Annotated in this window: 11 protein-coding genes and 1 riboswitch; of the genes, 10 read left to right on the top strand and 1 reads right to left on the bottom strand. The window is 38.3% G+C overall.

The window, feature by feature from the left end; all coding sequences use genetic code 11:
* The first annotated feature begins 8 nt into the window (after positions 1-8).
* On the top strand, positions 9-1,286 hold the full coding sequence (locus tag CLV62_RS07285; protein WP_110310127.1) for a hypothetical protein: 1,278 nt from the start codon (positions 9-11) through the stop codon (positions 1,284-1,286).
* Positions 1,287-1,376: 90 nt separating this feature from the next.
* Here CLV62_RS07285 and CLV62_RS07290 read toward each other — a convergent pair whose 3' ends face one another.
* Positions 1,377-2,684: a cobyrinate a,c-diamide synthase gene (locus CLV62_RS07290; RefSeq protein WP_110310128.1), complete on the bottom strand. Its 1,308-nt coding sequence runs from the start codon at positions 2,682-2,684 to the stop codon at positions 1,377-1,379.
* A gap of 111 nt (positions 2,685-2,795) precedes the next feature.
* Positions 2,796-2,997: riboswitch (cobalamin riboswitch) on the top strand.
* Between the two features lie 53 nt (positions 2,998-3,050).
* On the opposite strand from CLV62_RS07290, the gene CLV62_RS07295 reads away from it, so the two are divergent.
* The 9 genes from CLV62_RS07295 to cobT all read left to right on the top strand — a co-directional run bounded on the left by CLV62_RS07295 (position 3,051) and on the right by cobT (position 17,277).
* Positions 3,051-5,225, top strand: a complete 2,175-nt coding sequence (locus tag CLV62_RS07295; RefSeq protein ID WP_110310129.1) for a TonB-dependent receptor — start codon at positions 3,051-3,053, stop codon at positions 5,223-5,225.
* The gene (locus CLV62_RS07300) at positions 5,225-6,151 is read left to right on the top strand and encodes a sirohydrochlorin cobaltochelatase (protein WP_110310130.1); all 927 of its coding nucleotides are present in this window, start codon (positions 5,225-5,227) and stop codon (positions 6,149-6,151) included. The genes CLV62_RS07295 and CLV62_RS07300 overlap by 1 nt, the downstream gene beginning before the upstream one ends.
* 81 nt (positions 6,152-6,232) lie before the next feature.
* On the top strand, positions 6,233-8,590 hold the full coding sequence (locus CLV62_RS07305) for a TonB-dependent receptor (protein ID WP_110310131.1): 2,358 nt from the start codon (positions 6,233-6,235) through the stop codon (positions 8,588-8,590).
* 1 nt (position 8,591) lies between these two features.
* The gene (locus tag CLV62_RS07310) at positions 8,592-10,070 is read left to right on the top strand and encodes a PepSY domain-containing protein (protein ID WP_110310132.1); all 1,479 of its coding nucleotides are present in this window, start codon (positions 8,592-8,594) and stop codon (positions 10,068-10,070) included.
* Entirely contained in the window at positions 10,067-11,533 is a 1,467-nt protein-coding gene (locus tag CLV62_RS07315) for a PepSY-associated TM helix domain-containing protein (protein WP_110310133.1), read from the top strand. The genes CLV62_RS07310 and CLV62_RS07315 overlap by 4 nt, the downstream gene beginning before the upstream one ends.
* Before the next feature lie 94 nt (positions 11,534-11,627).
* Complete coding sequence (cobJ, locus tag CLV62_RS07320; protein WP_110310134.1) at positions 11,628-13,040, top strand: precorrin-3B C(17)-methyltransferase; 1,413 nt, start codon at positions 11,628-11,630, stop codon at positions 13,038-13,040.
* Positions 13,041-13,059: 19 nt separating this feature from the next.
* Positions 13,060-14,253, top strand: coding sequence for a precorrin-6y C5,15-methyltransferase (decarboxylating) subunit CbiE (cbiE, locus tag CLV62_RS07325; RefSeq protein ID WP_110310142.1), 1,194 nt, complete (start codon positions 13,060-13,062; stop codon positions 14,251-14,253).
* 14 nt (positions 14,254-14,267) lie between these two features.
* Positions 14,268-16,088 (top strand): precorrin-4 C(11)-methyltransferase, encoded by a 1,821-nt coding sequence (gene cobM, locus CLV62_RS07330; protein ID WP_110310135.1) that lies wholly within the window; start codon positions 14,268-14,270, stop codon positions 16,086-16,088.
* Between the two features lie 151 nt (positions 16,089-16,239).
* The gene (gene cobT / locus CLV62_RS07335; RefSeq protein WP_110310136.1) at positions 16,240-17,277 is read left to right on the top strand and encodes a nicotinate-nucleotide--dimethylbenzimidazole phosphoribosyltransferase; all 1,038 of its coding nucleotides are present in this window, start codon (positions 16,240-16,242) and stop codon (positions 17,275-17,277) included.
* Positions 17,278-17,534 lie beyond the last annotated feature (257 nt).

Below are 17,534 nucleotides of genomic sequence, written 5' to 3' on the forward strand. Positions count from 1 at the left end.
AGAAAATTATGAACAAATTTTTGCTGGTTTTTATTTCTTGTGTTCTGACTTGCTTTTCGGGGTTTGCAGCCGATTACTATTGGGTAGGCGGTGGAGGTAATTGGTCCGATATCAATCATTGGCGAACCACTTCTGGAGGAACAGGTATACCGGGGGTAGTACCGGGTCCTACGGATGATGTCTTTTTTGATGTCAATTCAGGATTTACTGTTTCATCCAAAACATTAACAGTAAATGTAGTTGCTAATTGCCGTAATATAACTTTTTCCGGATTAACGATTCTTCCGACTGTAAGTTCAAATTCAGCAAACCATTTAAATAGATATGGCTCATCTTTATGGCAGGCTGGCATGACGATTAATACAGCTCAGATAAACTATCAGAATACCGGAATTCCTAAAACAATAACCAGCAATGGTGTTGCATCGGGACGAATTGTCTACATATACGAAACCAGTTCGGTTTCGCTTATGGATAACTTTAAAATAGCCTCCCACATCTTCTTCAATGCTGGTGTTTTCAATACCAATAATCATAATATGGATATTGGGAATTATTTTTATGGAGATCAAGGTAGTGCTCCCAGAACTTTGAATCTGTTGGGTGGGCGTAACGACGTTAACTTTGTGAATATAAAAGACATTAATGCAACAGGAGGTTTAACCCTGCATTTTGGAGATAAAAGTACTGTTGCCGGTCAGAATAATACCAATGTGACTTATGATGCTTATAATTCAGGAGAGTTTAATGGTTTTCCGTCTGATTGGACTTGTCACTTTATAGATACTGATATCTCTACAAGTTATACTCTAACAGCAGACGGTTTCTTTGGTAATGAGTACACAGAGTATATCTGGACAAAGGTGGGGGATGTTAACTTCCCCGATGTAATAGGTACAGAACACTCTATCGATTTGCGTATATTCGGCTATGGTACTTATAGGGTGCAGGTTAAATATAATGCCACTTGTATAGTATCGGGTTTGGTTACAATAATAAAGAGAACAGACAATGTAGATGGTGGTGTTCAGCCAAGTAAGGTTTGTTTATTACCAATAAATACTTTAGCTAATGTAAGTGTAGTTGGCGAAGACCTAAAGTGCTATGCAACGGCAGTTTCAGCAGATGTTTTACCCTTAACTACTGTGTTGTCAGATGGAACTACTTACTATGTTACTCAAACGATAAATAACTGCGAAAGCGGACGTGTGCCCATTACTATAAGAATTGGTGACTGTACGAGTGTGTACGTGAATCCTAATTTAAGAATGAGAGTACCCATGTAATACTGCATGTAACTAAATTATAAGAAACCGCCGAAAGTAAGTAATTGCTTTCGGCGGTTTTTATGTATTGTAAATGAAGTAAAGATAGGCTTACCCAAATAATTTCATCAAGTCCGATTCCGACCAATAGATATGAGTATATCCCGCTATTGTATTCTTATATCTTATCAGTTTAGTGTCTACTTCCATGCCTTTAGCATTATGTATTTGGGTTACAGAAGAGGTATTGTTTTCGGGGTCTTCTACTTTCGAATAATGGAATTCGTGTCCTTTGATACACTGTCCATTGTAATTAAAAGATCGGTATCCCAATTCCAATTTCATATACTGCATGGTAGCGGTTTGCTTAAGGATGTTTACCATCGGATATTCAATGCCTTCTTTATCAACGATAGAAGAACAGAGATACATCATTCCTCCACATTCGGCTATCAATTTACCATCGTTTTCTATATACGATCTGATACTTTCGAGCATCGACGTATTATTACTCAATTCCGACAAGTATAATTCGGGGTACCCCCCCGGTAAGTATACCAGATCAGAATTTAGGGGTAGCTCTTTATCTTTTATAGGGCTAAAAAACGAAACTTTCCCCAGCCTTTTCAGATACTCAATATTTTCGTGATAGACAAAATTAAACGCTTCGTCATAAGCCACAGCAATATTCAGATTGCTTTTAGCCTTCTCTTCCTCTTTTGAGACATCAGTGATTTTATGGGTCGCAGTAATTTCAAGTAGGCGATCGACGTTTATGTGTTTTTCGATAAGTGTAGCCACCTTGTTAGCAAACTCATCAAATATAAATTCCTTTTCGATATTTAATCCTAAGTGACGTGATGGAATTTCAACATTTGTATCCTTCGGTAAATATCCTAAGGCCTCTAATCCCACATCCTCGCAAGCATCTTTCAGATAACTGTAATGACTTTCGGAAGCTACAAAATTGAAGATGACACCTACTACATTTATATTCTTATAGAAATTTTTGAAACCAAAAAGTAGGGCAGCAGCAGAGTAAGCCATCGACTTGGCATTGATAACAAGCACAATAGGTATATCGAGCAATTCGGCTATCTGGGCACTGCTTCCCTGCATGCGGTTATATCCGTCGTACAGACCCATAACACCCTCAATTATGCAAGCATCTTTATTGGCTGCATACTTCGAATAGACCGATTCTACATGATATGTAGAGGCAAGAAAAACGTCGAGGTTAATAGAATGACTACCAGAAGCCATGTCGTGATACTTGGTATCTATATAATCAGGGCCACATTTAAATGGTTGAGTATTAAGTCCTCTATTCTTCAAAGCCCTAAGAAGACCAAGAGTAACGGTTGTTTTACCTGATCCGGAAGTAGTAGCCGATATAAGGAAGCGAGATGTCTTGTCCATACGTATTATTATTACATTACAAAAATATAAAATCTTATCATAAGCTGTATCTATGATATTATTTGTTTTATTTATTTTTCTGAATACCGTTTATATAAAATATATTAAAAGTATCTTTGCGGTCGTTAAGGTGATGCTGTGAGACACTCGTCTCGCGCATTTAAAAGGGAATTCGGTCAGAATCCGAAACAGTGCCCGCTACTGTGAACTCTTTAAAATTTTGAACAATTCTTTTGCCACTGTTCTACAGCATGAATGGGAAGGCGTTCAAAATAGAGTAAGTCAGGAAACCTGCCTAACAAACCAGTTATTTATATATTCTCGGGGTCAAGAATATTATTATAAACAATTTATTTTCATTTTATAATGAGAAAGAAGCTATTGCTAACAGCACTTGGGTGTTGTATAGTAAGTCTTGCGTTTGCTCAGATGACCTTGAAAGGAAAAGTTCTTGATGAAGAAGGTCAGCCTGTATTGTGTGCAACGGTGCGTTTGGAGAAAACTACAATCGGTGCAGTAACTAACGATCAGGGCGAATTTATGTTTAAAGATGTGCCCAATGGCGAGTATGTGATGCGGACGAGTCGGATGGATTTTGAGACTCAGAAGCAAAACGTAAACCAATCGGATGACAAGATGGTTATCCGGTTAAAAAAGTCTTACTTGAATCTAAATGAGGTAGTTGTTACCGGAACCGGAACTTATCACCGGCTGAAAGACACACCCGTACCCGTTGAAGTGATTACTGCCAAAGAAATCAGTAATACAGGAGCTTTAAACTTCGAAGATGCCCTCTCTGCATTGTCTACATCCATTACTACCAAAGGAGCCTATAACATTGTGATGAACGGACTCAGGAACAAACAAATCTTGATTCTTGTCGACGGAAAGCGCTTGGCTGGAGATGTGGGCGGAGATAACGATTTGGAACGTATCGATATGAGTAACATCAAACGTGTAGAAGTTGTAAAAGGAGGAGCTTCCTCTTTATATGGTTCAGAAGCGATGGGTGGTGTAATCAATATTATAACCAATACTCCTCAAAGTGCGGTGGATGTTGTTAGTGCAACACGTGTTTCGAAATACGGACAATTTAACCAGAATACTGATGTCGGTTTCAAATTGGGAAAATTTATTTCTCAGACAACCTATCAACGCAGACAAACCGAAGGGTGGCAATTAAGCCCCTACGAAATTAAATCGTTGACAAAACCCACACGGGATACTTTGGTAGAAACAGGAAAACAAGCTATGGCAGCTTACAAATCGAACACCGTTTCTCAGAAGTTTATATATAATCCAACCAAGAAATCCTCTATTTATACCAAAGGAGTCTTTTTTGATAAGAAGACAGACCGCCCCTATGCTGACTATGCTTACAATATGTTTTACAGAGATTACAACTTAGCTCTGGGAGGCGATTATCATTTCCGAAAACATATCAATTACATCACATTCGATTCTTATTTCGATAACTACGAGTATTATAAAGATTACTTAAAGAAATCCGGAAAGTTTGTAGCCGGAGACCGTGATCTTACTAAGCGTCAACGTCTCTTTAATACGACTATGAAAGGAGTATTTAGTATTGGAGATAATCATAAACTCAATACAGGGCTTGATTTTATGAATGAGTATATGAAAAACCCCGAAAGTCTGGCAGAGTCTAAATCTGCATATACAATCGCATTTTATGCTCAGGACGAAATCAAAATAATTGAGCGCCTGTCGGTAGTTGCAGGATTTCGTTTACTGCATCACGAAACATTTAAGAACAAGTTCAATCCAAAAGTTTCGGCTATGTATGCTTTAGATCATTTCAATTTCCGCGCATCTTATGCCGCAGGGTTCAGAGCACCTAATATGCAAGAGTTGTATTACGATAAAATATCGGGGAGTATGGTTAGTCAGGGAAATGTTAATTTGAGACCCGAACGATCTAATTATTTCTCTTTGAATACCGAATATGTAAGCGACCTCTTTACATTTTCTGTTACAGGATATATCAATAATATAAAAGATATTATCGATCGGGAAGTACAACCTTTGACACCCGAAGACGAAGCCGGAGGAATCAAAACCCGCTATATGTATAACAATGTATCGAAGGCACGCACTCAGGGGGTAGATGTTTCGATGAATGCATTCATAGGAGGAGGTTTTTCTGTGGGTTTAAATTACAGTTATCTCGATGCACGTAATAGAATCGATAACACACCTTTATTCGGATCGAGCCGTCATACGGGTATCCTTAATGGAAACTGGAATAAAGAATGGAACGATTATCGTTTGAATATCAATCTGAATAGCCGGTTACAAAGTGAAGTATTCTACTCGGATATGGATGCCCGTCCGTTCCAATTATGGAATCTGGCAGTAAAAGATTCTTATTCAGGTCGTAAAGGAATCATTATCGAACATGGTTTAGGGGTGGAAAATATATTCAATTTCAGAGACGAGCTACCATTTGGAAGTAAATATGCAACTACTTCTCCCGGTAGAACCGTATTTGCAAGTTTAACCTTAAAATTTAAGAACTAATGAAGAATTTATTCCCTATACTACTAATGCTGATTATAATGGTAAATGCATCAGCACATGGAGGTAAGAACCACGAACATGCTAATATATTCGAGAATCTGCAAGGAAACAACAAAGCAGCTATACTAATGGTACATTTTGGTACTACTCACGATGATACCCGTGCCTTGACTATCGATGCTTTGAATAAAAAAGCTCAGGCAGAGTTTCCCGGTGTGGAATTGCGTGAGGCATATACTGCACGAATTGTAATCAAGCGTTTAGGCGAACGTGGCATCATAAAGCAAAAACCACAAGATGTGTTGGCTCAGTTGAAAAAGGAGGGTTATACCCATATTCTGATACAACCATCTATTATAATAGACGGAGTAGAAATGGAGTCTTTGCAGAAAGATGTTGTAGAAGTCCAATCGCAATTCAAAGAAATCAGAATTGGTGATCCACTGCTGTACAGTCCCGAAGATTATGAAAAACTGATAGATGTATTAACCAAAAATATTGATTCTGAAACTGCTTATATTTGGGTTGGGCATGGAACCTATGATTCTAATACCGCTCAATATGCTATGCTTGATTACATGCTGAAAGCCAGAGGACATACCAATTGCTTTGTGGGAACTATTGAGGGATATCCGTCTTTTGATGATATGCACCAACAATTGAAAGCTTCGCGATTGAAAAAAGTAGTACTTGTGCCACTTATGTTTGTTGCCGGAGAGCATGCCAAAAATGATATTGCCGAAGACTGGAAAAACGACCTCGAAAAAGAAGGTTATTCTGTGGAGGTGAAAATGGAAGGATTAGGACAAAATCCCGAAGTACAAGATTTGTACATCTCTCATTTGAAATTTAAATCGGCACATCGTAAAATTGGTATCATAGAAAAAAAAGCAATCTATGAAGTAACCGGCGAAAAGATGGAATAAGGTTGATATACCTTTTTATTTAAATACAATAATATACCCATAAACAACAAATAGGTCCGAGACCTTTTTATAAAGGAAATCATGATAAAAGTAATTTTTTCTGCTATCGCATTGATGGTAGCGGGTGTTATGTCAGCTCAGAATAAGAGCATGGTAGATACAGTATATTCTATCAGTGAAATTGAAGTAGTAGATTTCAGTCGAAAGAAAACAGAAATAGGCAAGCTGAATGTTCCTTTGGAATATTTGCCAATGACAATAAATACAGTTTCTTATAAAGACCTCGAAATACGAGGAATCGTAAATATCGAGGATGCAGTAAAATTCCTTCCTGGAGTACGTATGCAAACCTCTTACGGATCGTTTCAAACACTTACAGTACGTGGTTTTAACTACACACCTATTATGGTGGATGGTATAAGAGACGAGCGCACGATGATAAACTCCTATCCTGTGGCAGACCTTACGGATGTTGAATCGATGGAATTATTGAAAGGTCCTGCATCAGTTCTATACGGACAATCGGTTATAGGTGGTGTTTTGAATATTGTTAGAAAATCGCCAACACCCTACAATGTAGTGAATACACGCATGGTTTATGGTAGCTGGGACAACAAACAGGCTTCGATGGACTTTGGCGGAAAGCTATACAAATCGGTTAATTATAGAGCCTTGCTAAATTATGCAAATCAAGATGGATGGAGAGATAACGGCAACAAACGCTTCTCTGGTTATTTTGCATTAGCCTCTAAAATAGATGCTACAAGTAATATTGATGTTCGTGCAGGTTTCAACAGAGACTGGTATGGAACAGAGATTGGTTTACCACCTAATATGACAAACGATGTATTTAATGCCAGCGATGGAGCATTGTTCTTGAGTAAAGGGCAAATGCAATCCGGATTAAATAGAGAGTCTCGATACAACAGCCAATCAGACTTCTTCAAAAACTATGGATGGAATGTGACTGCAAAATATGATAAGAAGTTTAATGACCATTTGAAACTTCAAAATCATGCATCTTACTTTAGCGACGATATCAATTATTTCGGAACCGAATCTCTTAAGTATCTGGAAAGCGATAAGGCTATCTACGATCACTTCTATATGACTAAAAATAAAGCAGGCGAGCAGGTGAAGAAGTACATTTGCCTTGATAGTGTATACTTAGCATCGCCTTTGAGATTCTCTCACATGGCAAAGACATTCAGCGATCAACTTGAGTTATCTGGCGACTTCTATACCGGTAGTCTCAAACACAATTTTATTGCAGGATATACTTTCTCGCTAATGGCTCGTAACTCTTACACAGGTTATAGTCTTGCGCCAATGACCGATCCTCTTAATAGCAAATACGATGTATATGGACCAGGACTTTATTCGCGCCTTGCAGTAAACAATCCTCAGAGTATGGGTTATATGAACTCATCGTTCAGTAAAGCTACCATCACCAAAAGTTATATGCATAGTATCTATTTTCAGGACTTAGTAGAACTTGATGATAAATGGAAAGTAATGTTGGCAGGTCGTTACGACTTCTTTAAATATATGAGAGCAAATGCGCCTACTTACGATGGTGGAAGACAATACCACAGATCGGAACAAACAGCATATAGTATTAATAATACATCCTCTTTTACTTATCGTGCGGGAGTTGTTTACATGCCAACAAAAGATCTTTCGGTATATGGCTCAATGGCTTCATTCTTCAATCCTTATCGCGATTTTTATGCTGAAAATGTAATCTATATAAACTCAAATGGTAACAGATTTCAACCATCAGAAGGCAAGGAAATATTCAAACCTCAGACAGGTTATCAAGGTGAAGTGGGAGTTCGCTATAACTTGGGAAAATATGTGCAGGCAACGGGTAGTGTATTTTACATAATCAAAAACAATGAAAAGAAGGTATTAAAGTCTGAAGAGGTTGATAATGATGGTATCACTAAATCGGTAGTAGGACAAGTAGGTTCATCCGGATCAAAAGGTTTCGATCTTGATATTACAGTCTTCCCTCTACAAGGTCTTAATGTAATGTTAGGTTATGGATATACAAATGCTACTATTCGTGAGATGAAAAAGAATGATTACATGGAAACCGAAGTTATGAAAGGTAAGAAATTGACGGGTGTTCCCCAAAATACATTTTTTGCAGCAGCCAATTATCTTATACAGAAAGGTTCATTCAAGGACTTAGGTTTTGTGACTACCGTTTCGTATATGGATAAGGTATATCGCAATACTGATAATACATCAGAGTATCCATCGTATTGGTTAGTAGATATGGGTGTTTCGTATAAGTTGAAAAATAACGTTCGCCTTTCGGCCAATGTAAATAATGTATTCGATAAAGACTATTTCAATCAGTCTTTAGGTTCTCAGATGGTACCAAGTATGCCTCGAAATTTCTTGCTTACAATGGCTTATACTTTAAGGTAATATGCTAAAAAGAATTCTATATTCTATTCACAGGGTGCTGGGGACTTTCCTCAGTATCCTGTTTCTTGTTTGGTTTCTATCGGGTTTTGTGATGATTTATCACAATTTCCCGAGAGTAACACCACAAGACCGTAATCGAGCAATAGGTGTACTCTCTGCTGATATGCCCGAAATAGAGGAGGTGCTTAACCGTATCTATCCTGATACATTGATCCAACGAATCAGTCTTAAAATTACCAGCTACGGACAGTCTGTTTTCGAAGTCTCAACCAAAGACAGCAGCTATAATCTGGTTGCCGATTCGAGCGAGTTTATACGAAAAGTGAACTATGCTCAAATAGAGAATTATGCTCGAAAATGGAGCATTGCGGATATTGTAAAAGTAGATACACTGAGCGAAGTAGATCAATGGATACCATTCAATAGGCTAGCGAAAGATATGCCAATTTATAAATTTCACTTTGGCGATACCAAAAAGCATCAACTTTATATCTCATCAAGAACGGGCGAAGCACTTCAATTTACCGATAAAGACAGTCGCTTTTGGTCATGGTTGGGAGCAATTCCTCATTGGGTGTATTTTACTTCTCTGCGTCAGGATGGCGAGTTGTGGAATACTACCGTTATCTGGCTTTCGGCTTTAGGGTCGGTTATGTGCTTGATAGGGTTTGGTTTGGGTATTTATATGCTCGTAAAGCAATATCGAAAGAAGAAAAAACTGGGTACACCTTATCGAAAGTTCTCCTATAAATGGCATCATGTCTTAGGTTTCGTCTTCGGAATATTTGTTTTCACTTTTGTGTTTAGTGGAATGATGTCATTGGCTAGTATTCCCGATTGGGTTATCAAGGAAAGTAAACCATCTGGTAAACGAGGAATGTTCAGTATCTCATCTATGCTAAAACCAAAGGAGTATCAGCTTGATTATCGGGCAATCTTATTATACTATCCCAATCAAGTGAAAGCTATTGAGTGGACCGGTTTTGACAAAATTCCGATTTATAAAGTCGTAACAACTGATACTGCTTATGTGTTGGATGCTTCTGCAAATAATATAACTCCACTCTTTCTGACAGAGCAGTTGGTAAACGATAAATACACAAGTCAACATAAAGAACCGATTACTTTATTGGTGATGACCGAGTATGATAACTATTACGTTGATCGTAAAAATAAGCTGCCATTGCCTGTATATAAAGTAGATGTAAGTAATGCCGATAAAACGACTTATTATGTAAACCCTCAAACGGGTGATGTACGTTCGTTTACGACTAAGGGACGCATGCAGAAATGGATGTATCAAGGGTTGCATAGTTTCAACTTTAAGTTTTTGGCAGAACATCCTATTCTTTGGAATATTGTTATGTGGGTAACTATGATCGGGGGAACATTGGTATCGTTAAGCGGTGTCTTACTCAGCTATAAATACCTGCGACGAAAATATAGACGATTAATGAGAAAAAATTGCAAAAAAGAATGATACGAAAATTTATATATTCCATCCACAGGGTATTGGGAGCAGTAGTTAGCCTACTGTTCCTGATGTGGTTTATAACAGGGTTGGTTTTGGTGTACCATCCATTCCCTAATGTAACTCAAGAAGAAAAGAATCAGAGGCTCGAAATTTTGCCCGATTCTTTACCCGATATTATGCCTCTTGTAAATAAATTACCAGAAGGTGAATCTGTTCGAAAGGTACGATTGAGCCAGTTGCAAGGGCAAACGCTACTATCAATATCTACTAAAGAACATGAGTATGTGTTCAATGCAGATACGGTTGAAAAAGTGAAACCCTTGAACTATTCTACAATCGAAAAGATTGCCCAGAGGTGGAGTAATGCTCCCATCGAGAGAGTAGATACACTTAAAGAGTTAGAGCAATGGATTATGTACAGCAAGTACGAAAAGGAGCTGCCGATCTATAAATTTTATTTTTCGGATGATGAGAAACATCAATTGTATATCTCCTCCCACAGTGGCGAGGTGCAACAATTTACCGATAAAGATAGCCGATTTTGGTCGTGGATAGGCTTTATTCCGCATACCTTTTATGTGCCTGCATTACGTAAACATACGCAAACGTGGATACTGACCATTACTGTATTGGCTTCGCTCGGACTCGTAATGTGTCTCGCAGGTATGTATGTGGGAGTAGATGCTTATTATAGAAGATACAAGCGAAAGGCGAAGTTCGAGAGTCCTTATCGAAAGCGTTGGTATTGGTGGCATCATGTAGTGGGTATGATCTTCGGGATATTTCTTCTCACTTGGGCATTTAGTGGGGTGATGTCGTTGCGAAAAGTACCTCAATGGATGGTAAAAACGCACGAGGAATATAAGATCCCCATGAAAATAAAAGGCAAGAGAATATCCCCTGATAAATATCCATTTGACTATAAATTATTAAACCAGACTTATCCTGAATTGAAGCAAATAGAGTGGACTCATTTTCAGGGAATACCCATCTATGAAATAGTAGCAGGTAATCAAACACTGTCCATAGATGCCTCATCAGATGAAGCTAAAGAATTATTCTTGCCTTCTGAAGCAATAGAGAAATCTATCCGTACTATTCATGGTGACAGTACTGCTTTTACCGTGAAACTGATAAGCGAGTATGAAGACTATTATTTACCTTGGAAGCGAGATTTGGGTTTACCAGCCTATAAGGTTGAAGTGTCCGATGCCGATAAAAGCCTATATTATATCAATGCAAAAACAGGCGATTATAAATACCTTAATCAGAATCGTAAAGCACGTAAATGGATGTTTCAGGCACTACATTATTTCCATATCAAATGGCTGATGGATAGACCTGTCCTCTGGACTATCGTTCTATGGATATTGTCGCTCGGTTGCATCATTGTTTCGGGTACAGGAGTTTGGTTGAGTTGGAAGTTTTTTAGACGTAAATGGAAGCAAAATTGTAGAACGAAGGTGTAGGGGCGAACCTATGTGTTCGCCCAAAGAGGAAAGACACATAGGTCTTTCCCTACAACCCTAAATAGATCATTAAATACATTTATTTATTTTAAATATGGCAAAAGGAAAAATTATAGTAGCCGGCATAGGTCCCGGGTCAAGTGAAGATATAACCCCCGCAGTACTCGAAGCCGTTAAAGTTTCGGATGTAATTGTCGGATATAAATATTATTTTCAGTTTATCTCCGATTTTGTAAAACCCGAAGCACAATGTATTGATACGGGTATGAAGAAAGAACGTCAACGAGCCGAAGAAGCATTTCGTTATGCCGAAGAAGGTAATGCCGTTTGTGTTATCAGTTCGGGTGATTCGGGTATTTACGGCATGGCTCCTCTTATCTATGAGATGAAAAAGGAAAAGCAAAGCGATATTGAAGTAGAAGTACTCCCCGGTATCAGTGCTTTTCAGAAAGCGGCAGCTATTTTGGGAGCACCCATTGGTCACGATTTCTGTATTATTTCGATGTCCGATTTAATGACGCCTTGGGACAGAATCGAAAAACGCATAATTGCTGCTTCGTCAGCCGATTTTGTTACAGCCATTTATAATCCCAAAAGTAATGGCAGATACTGGCAGTTGTACCGATTGGTTGAACTGTTTCTCAAAGACCGTTCTCCCAACACACCAGTAGGTTATGTGCGTCAGGCAGGGCGTGATGAGCAGGAGGTGAAAGTAACTACACTCGGCGAATTTAACCCCGAAGATGTAGATATGTTTACCATTGTTATCATAGGTAATTCGCAATCATACCGTTTTCAAGAGGATAAAATAATTACCCCCCGCGGATATTATCGGGAGGATGAAGTCGAAGGTGCAAAAAATCTGGGTCAGGATATAATGATCCGTAGTTTCAGAACCATCGAAAGCGAATTGAAAAACAAGAATATACCACTCGATAAGAAATGGGCATTGCTTCATGCAACACATACTACTGCCGATTTTGATATGGAAGACGTTCTGTATACCGACGAAAATGCAGTAGCCAATCTTTACAAAGAATTTACCGAAGGAACCGTTCGTACCATTATCACCGATGTAACTATGGTAGTTTCTGGCATTCGTAAAGGAGCCTTGGAACGTATGGGGATAGAGGCAAAATGTTATCTGTACGACCCTCGTGTTGCCGAACTGGCACAATCTAAAGGTATTACGCGTACCCAAGCAGGTATTCGTTTGGCAGTTGAGGAATATCCGGATGCTTTGTATGCCTTTGGTAATGCACCAACGGCTTTGATAGAGCTGTGTGAATTGGTACGTAAGGGCAAAGCAAACCCTATTGGCATTATTGCAGCTCCTGTTGGGTTTGTGAATGTGCGTGAATCTAAACACATGACTAAACCGTTTAAAGATATTTCGAAAATAATTATAGAAGGACGAAAAGGTGGTAGTAATTTAGCTGCAACACTAGTAAATTCAATACTTACCTTTGATGATGCTGAGCAATTGAAACCGGGTAGGGATGTGTGAGCAGTTTAATGGAAAGAATATGAAATTTTACGTAATAGGTATAGATGATAATCAGCAACAATATTTCTCACCCGAAATAAAGGAAGTGATAAGTGCTCATACTGTTTTTTCGGGAGGAGCACGTCATCATGAAATTGCAGAACCATTTCTACCCCAAGAATACATTTGGATTGATATAGTTGTCCCTTTGAAAAATGTGTTTCAACAATATCAATCGTATGACGAAATAGTTGTTTTTGCTTCGGGTGATCCTCTTTTCTTTGGATTTGCGAATACCATTCAAAGGGAAATGCCTGAGGCTGAAATTATGTTATACCCTTCGTTCAATTCATTGCAAATGTTGGCTCATCGTTTGGTGTTGCCTTATCAGGATATGCATATTGTATCGTTGACGGGTCGTCCCTGGCTAAAATTCGATCAGGCTTTGATCGAAGGACAATCCAAAATAGGAGTGTTGACCGATAACAAAGAACATATTCCATGGGCTATTGCAGAACGAATGCTGGAATATGGATATGATAACTATATCATGAACATTGGTGAATTGCTTGGTAATAAGGAAAAAGAGAGAGTCTCGACTTTAGAACTGAAAGACGTTGTAGGTAAGACCTTTCAATTTCCCAATAATCTGATCTTGATAAAGACCAAGACACGGAATCGTCCGTTTGGTATTCCCGAAAGTGACTTTCATTTATTGAATGGAAGAGCAAAAATGATAACCAAAATGCCCATTCGATTGTTATCTCTTAGTATGTTGGACTTGAGAGATAAGTCGGTCTTTTGGGATGTTGGTTTTTGTACAGGATCAGTTTCTGTAGAAGCTAAAATGCAGTTTCCGCATCTCGAAGTTTTTGCGTTTGAGCAAAGGAGCGAAGGGACAGAATTAATGCAGAATAATGCACGCCGATTTGGTACACCCGGCATAACTTCATTTATCGGAGATTTTACCCAGTCTGATACATCGGGTTTACCTTCTCCCAATGCTGTATTCATTGGTGGGCATGGTGGTAAAATGAATGAAATAGTAACCAAATTGACCGAAGTGTTGACCCCCAATGGGATAATTGTATTCAATTCGGTATCGGACGAAAGTCGAAATATGTTTTTAGATGCCATAGAAAATAATGGTTTGAAACTAGAACAAAGTATAACAATTAAAGTGGACGATTTCAATGCTATTGATGTAATGAAAGCACGAAAAAGTCTCAATTAAATTATAGCAAAGCAATGACAAAAACAGCAATCATACTAACCTCCGAAAGTAGCTTAGTGTTAGCACAAACTATAAAGAAAGATTTAGCGAATGCACGGATCTATACCAAAGCCGAGATTGAAGGTACTGTGCAGATATCATCAATAAATGACTGTGTAGAAGAACTGTTCAATAAAGTAGAATCACTCATTTTTATTGGTGCGATGGGTATTTGTGTGCGAAGCATTGCACCTTACATTGTAGATAAATATACCGATCCTGCTGTTGTAAATATCGACAGTACGGGTAAATACGTAGTCTCAGTTTTGTCGGGGCACATCGGGGGAGCAAACGACTTATCGAAACAAGTAGCTAATATTATCGGTGGTGAAGCAGTTATTACCACTCAAAGCGATAATACAAATCTCTGGGCATTAGATACTATCGGGAAGAAATTTGGATGGGTGACCGATTCTAATGCGGTTAACTTTAATTATCCGTTGACATCTTTTGTGAATAAAAAACCGACCGCCCTTTTACTCGATATTAACGATGAGGGAACAACATATTTGGAGCGTACAGCACCCGAACATGTTGACTTATACTATAAATACGAAGATATTAACTTGCATAAATATGAATTGCTGATTGCTGTAACGCCATATCTTTATCCTGATGCAGGTATTCAGGTAATTTATTATCATCCCAGAGTGTTGCACTTGGGTGTTGGGTGTCGTAAAGATTGCGACCCTAAAGGAATAACCGATTATCTTTCTGCCGAAATAAAGGGATTGAAGATTGCGATGTCTTCCATAAAGGACATTTCTTCTATTGATTTGAAAAAAGATGAAGCTTTATTAGAAGATATTCAGGTCTCCTTAAAGAATATCCCCGTGAATATTTACTCGGCTGATGAACTGAAAGACATAGAAGTACCTAACCCTTCTCAAAAAGTAAAAGAAGTAACTTCAGTTTCAAGTGTGTCGGAAGCCACAGCTATAAAAAGTGCCAATGGAGGTTCTCTTATTCTGGAGAAACAAAAAGCGGTATTAAGTATTGGTAACGATTTTACGTTTGCTATTGCTATTGACAGGGAAGCTATTCGCCAAGGACATATCGAAATAGTAGGAGCAGGTCCCGGTGATCCCGATTTGATTTCTGTAAAAGGTCGTTATTTTTTGGAAGCAGCCGATTTGATCCTTTATGCAGGAAGCCTTGTACCTGTTGAACTTACCTATTGTGCCAAGCAAGGAGCAGTGGTAAGAAGTTCGGCATCGATGGATCTGGAAGAACAGTTTGCAATCATGAAAGAGTTTTATGACAAAGGAAAATTAGTCGTTCGCCTGCATACCGGAGACCCTTGTATTTATGGAGCTATACAGGAGCAAATGGCATTTTTTGATGAATATAAAATGTCGTATCACATTACTCCCGGCATATCGTCTTTCTTGGCTGCAGCTGCGGCTTTGGAATCGCAATTCACTATTCCCGAGAAAGTACAGACTATTATATTGACTCGTGGAGAGGGGAGAACGCCCATGCCCGAAAAGGAAAAATTACACATGCTGGCTCAATCGCAAAGTACCATGTGTATTTTCCTCAGTGCAACCATAGTAGATCAAGTACAGGAAGAATTATTGGTACATTATCCTCCAACAACACCTGTGGCAGCATGTTATAAACTAACGTGGAAAGACGAGCGTATTTATCGGGGCGAATTGAAAGACTTAACCAAGATTATCAAAGAAAATAATCTGACTTTAACTACAATGATTGTTGTGGGTGATGCAATTGGGAATCGCGAAGGTTTATCGAAATTGTATTCGCATCAGTTTAAACATTTGTTTAGAAAATAAGGTGTTGAATTAGATACTTTAGATTAGAATAAATACTTGATTCTTTTCTATTATTTGTAATTTTGAGAGAATCAACAAAGAGTGAATATAGCCGTTATTAACCACAGTTAATTGAGTGCAAATTATTATAAAAAAAGAAACATAAAATACGATGTTACAATTCAATATTGAAAAACCAAAAGACGAAATTCGTTCTTATTTACAAGAAAAAATAGATAACCTGACCAAACCCAAAGGGGCGTTGGGAGTATTGGAAGATTTAGCCATGCAAATAGGGTGGATTCAGCAGACGTTAGAACCAAAAGTGAGCAATCCTCATCACATTGTGTTTGCAGGAGATCATGGTATTGCATCCGAGGGAGTAAGCCCATCCCCGCAAGAAGTAACTTTCCAGATGGTAGCTAACTTTTGGGCAGGAGGTGCAGGGATCAATTTTCTGGCACGTCAACATAAAATAGAATTGCAAATTGTAGACGCAGGAGTTAACTTCGATTTTAAACCCGAAGATCCGATTATTGATAAAAAGATCCGAAAAAGTACACGTAACTATTTGCACGAAGCAGCTATGACAGAAGAAGAAATGGCTTTGGCGATACAACGTGGTGCCGATTGTGCACAAGCTTGTTTCGATAAAGGATGCAATATCATAGGCTTTGGCGAAATGGGTATAACCAATACTTCGGCATCGGCTTTATGGACAGCTTGTTTGACTGATATTCCGCTGAAAGATTGTGTAGGTGCAGGTTGTGACCATACAGGTGGCATAATGGAGCATAAATACAATGTTTTGAAACAAGCCAAAGAAAACTACAAAGGAGACAACTCGACGGAAGATATCATTCGTTATTTTGGAGGTTACGAAATGGTAATGGCTGTAGGTGCAATGCTAAAAGCTGCTGAACTGAAAATGGTAATTCTGGTAGATGGTTTTATCATGACCAACTGCATGCTTGCTGCATCTAAATTGAATGCGAATGTATTGCATTATGCTATTTTCGGACATCAAGGTGATGAGGCAGGACATAAGCTGGTACTTCAATATCTGAATGCAAAACCTATCCTTCACTTAGGATTCCGTTTAGGGGAAGGTACGGGTGCTTTGTGTGCTTATCCTATAGTAGATTCATCAGTAAGAATGATTAATGAAATGAACTCTTTTAAAAAGATTCAGGTGACGAAATATTTTTAAAAATATCAATATTGTAAAGGACAGAGGTGTAAATATAAAATTTATACCTCTGTTTTGTTTTATTAAAAAGGTATATCTTTGAGCAAAATAGTTATACACACTAATTTAAGGTCTGTAACTTCTTTATTATCTAGGTAAATATATAGCAATAATTAGTTACTAATGCGAATCAGTATTTAAAAAATTAGATAAATAAATGCGATTGCAATTTTACCCATCGTATGTACTAGTAGTCCGGATGTTGATCTGACTTTCTG

Source organism: Indolivaga alginatilytica (assembly GCF_003201355.1).
In the GTDB taxonomy this organism is placed as follows: Bacteria; Bacteroidota; Bacteroidia; order Bacteroidales; family Dysgonomonadaceae; genus Dysgonomonas_A; species Dysgonomonas_A alginatilytica.

Bases quoted from the DNA above. Each gene is read 5' to 3' on its own strand.
- CLV62_RS07285 (WP_110310127.1), top strand. From the start codon at position 9: ATGAACAAATTTTTGCTGGTTTTTATTTCTTGTGTTCTGACTTGCTTT.
- CLV62_RS07290 (WP_110310128.1), bottom strand. From the start codon at position 2,684: ATGGACAAGACATCTCGCTTCCTTATATCGGCTACTACTTCCGGATCA.
- CLV62_RS07295 (WP_110310129.1), top strand. From the start codon at position 3,051: ATGAGAAAGAAGCTATTGCTAACAGCACTTGGGTGTTGTATAGTAAGT.
- CLV62_RS07300 (WP_110310130.1), top strand. From the start codon at position 5,225: ATGAAGAATTTATTCCCTATACTACTAATGCTGATTATAATGGTAAAT.
- CLV62_RS07305 (WP_110310131.1), top strand. From the start codon at position 6,233: ATGATAAAAGTAATTTTTTCTGCTATCGCATTGATGGTAGCGGGTGTT.
- CLV62_RS07310 (WP_110310132.1), top strand. From the start codon at position 8,592: ATGCTAAAAAGAATTCTATATTCTATTCACAGGGTGCTGGGGACTTTC.
- CLV62_RS07315 (WP_110310133.1), top strand. From the start codon at position 10,067: ATGATACGAAAATTTATATATTCCATCCACAGGGTATTGGGAGCAGTA.
- cobJ (WP_110310134.1), top strand. From the start codon at position 11,628: ATGGCAAAAGGAAAAATTATAGTAGCCGGCATAGGTCCCGGGTCAAGT.
- cbiE (WP_110310142.1), top strand. From the start codon at position 13,060: ATGAAATTTTACGTAATAGGTATAGATGATAATCAGCAACAATATTTC.
- cobM (WP_110310135.1), top strand. From the start codon at position 14,268: ATGACAAAAACAGCAATCATACTAACCTCCGAAAGTAGCTTAGTGTTA.
- cobT (WP_110310136.1), top strand. From the start codon at position 16,240: ATGTTACAATTCAATATTGAAAAACCAAAAGACGAAATTCGTTCTTAT.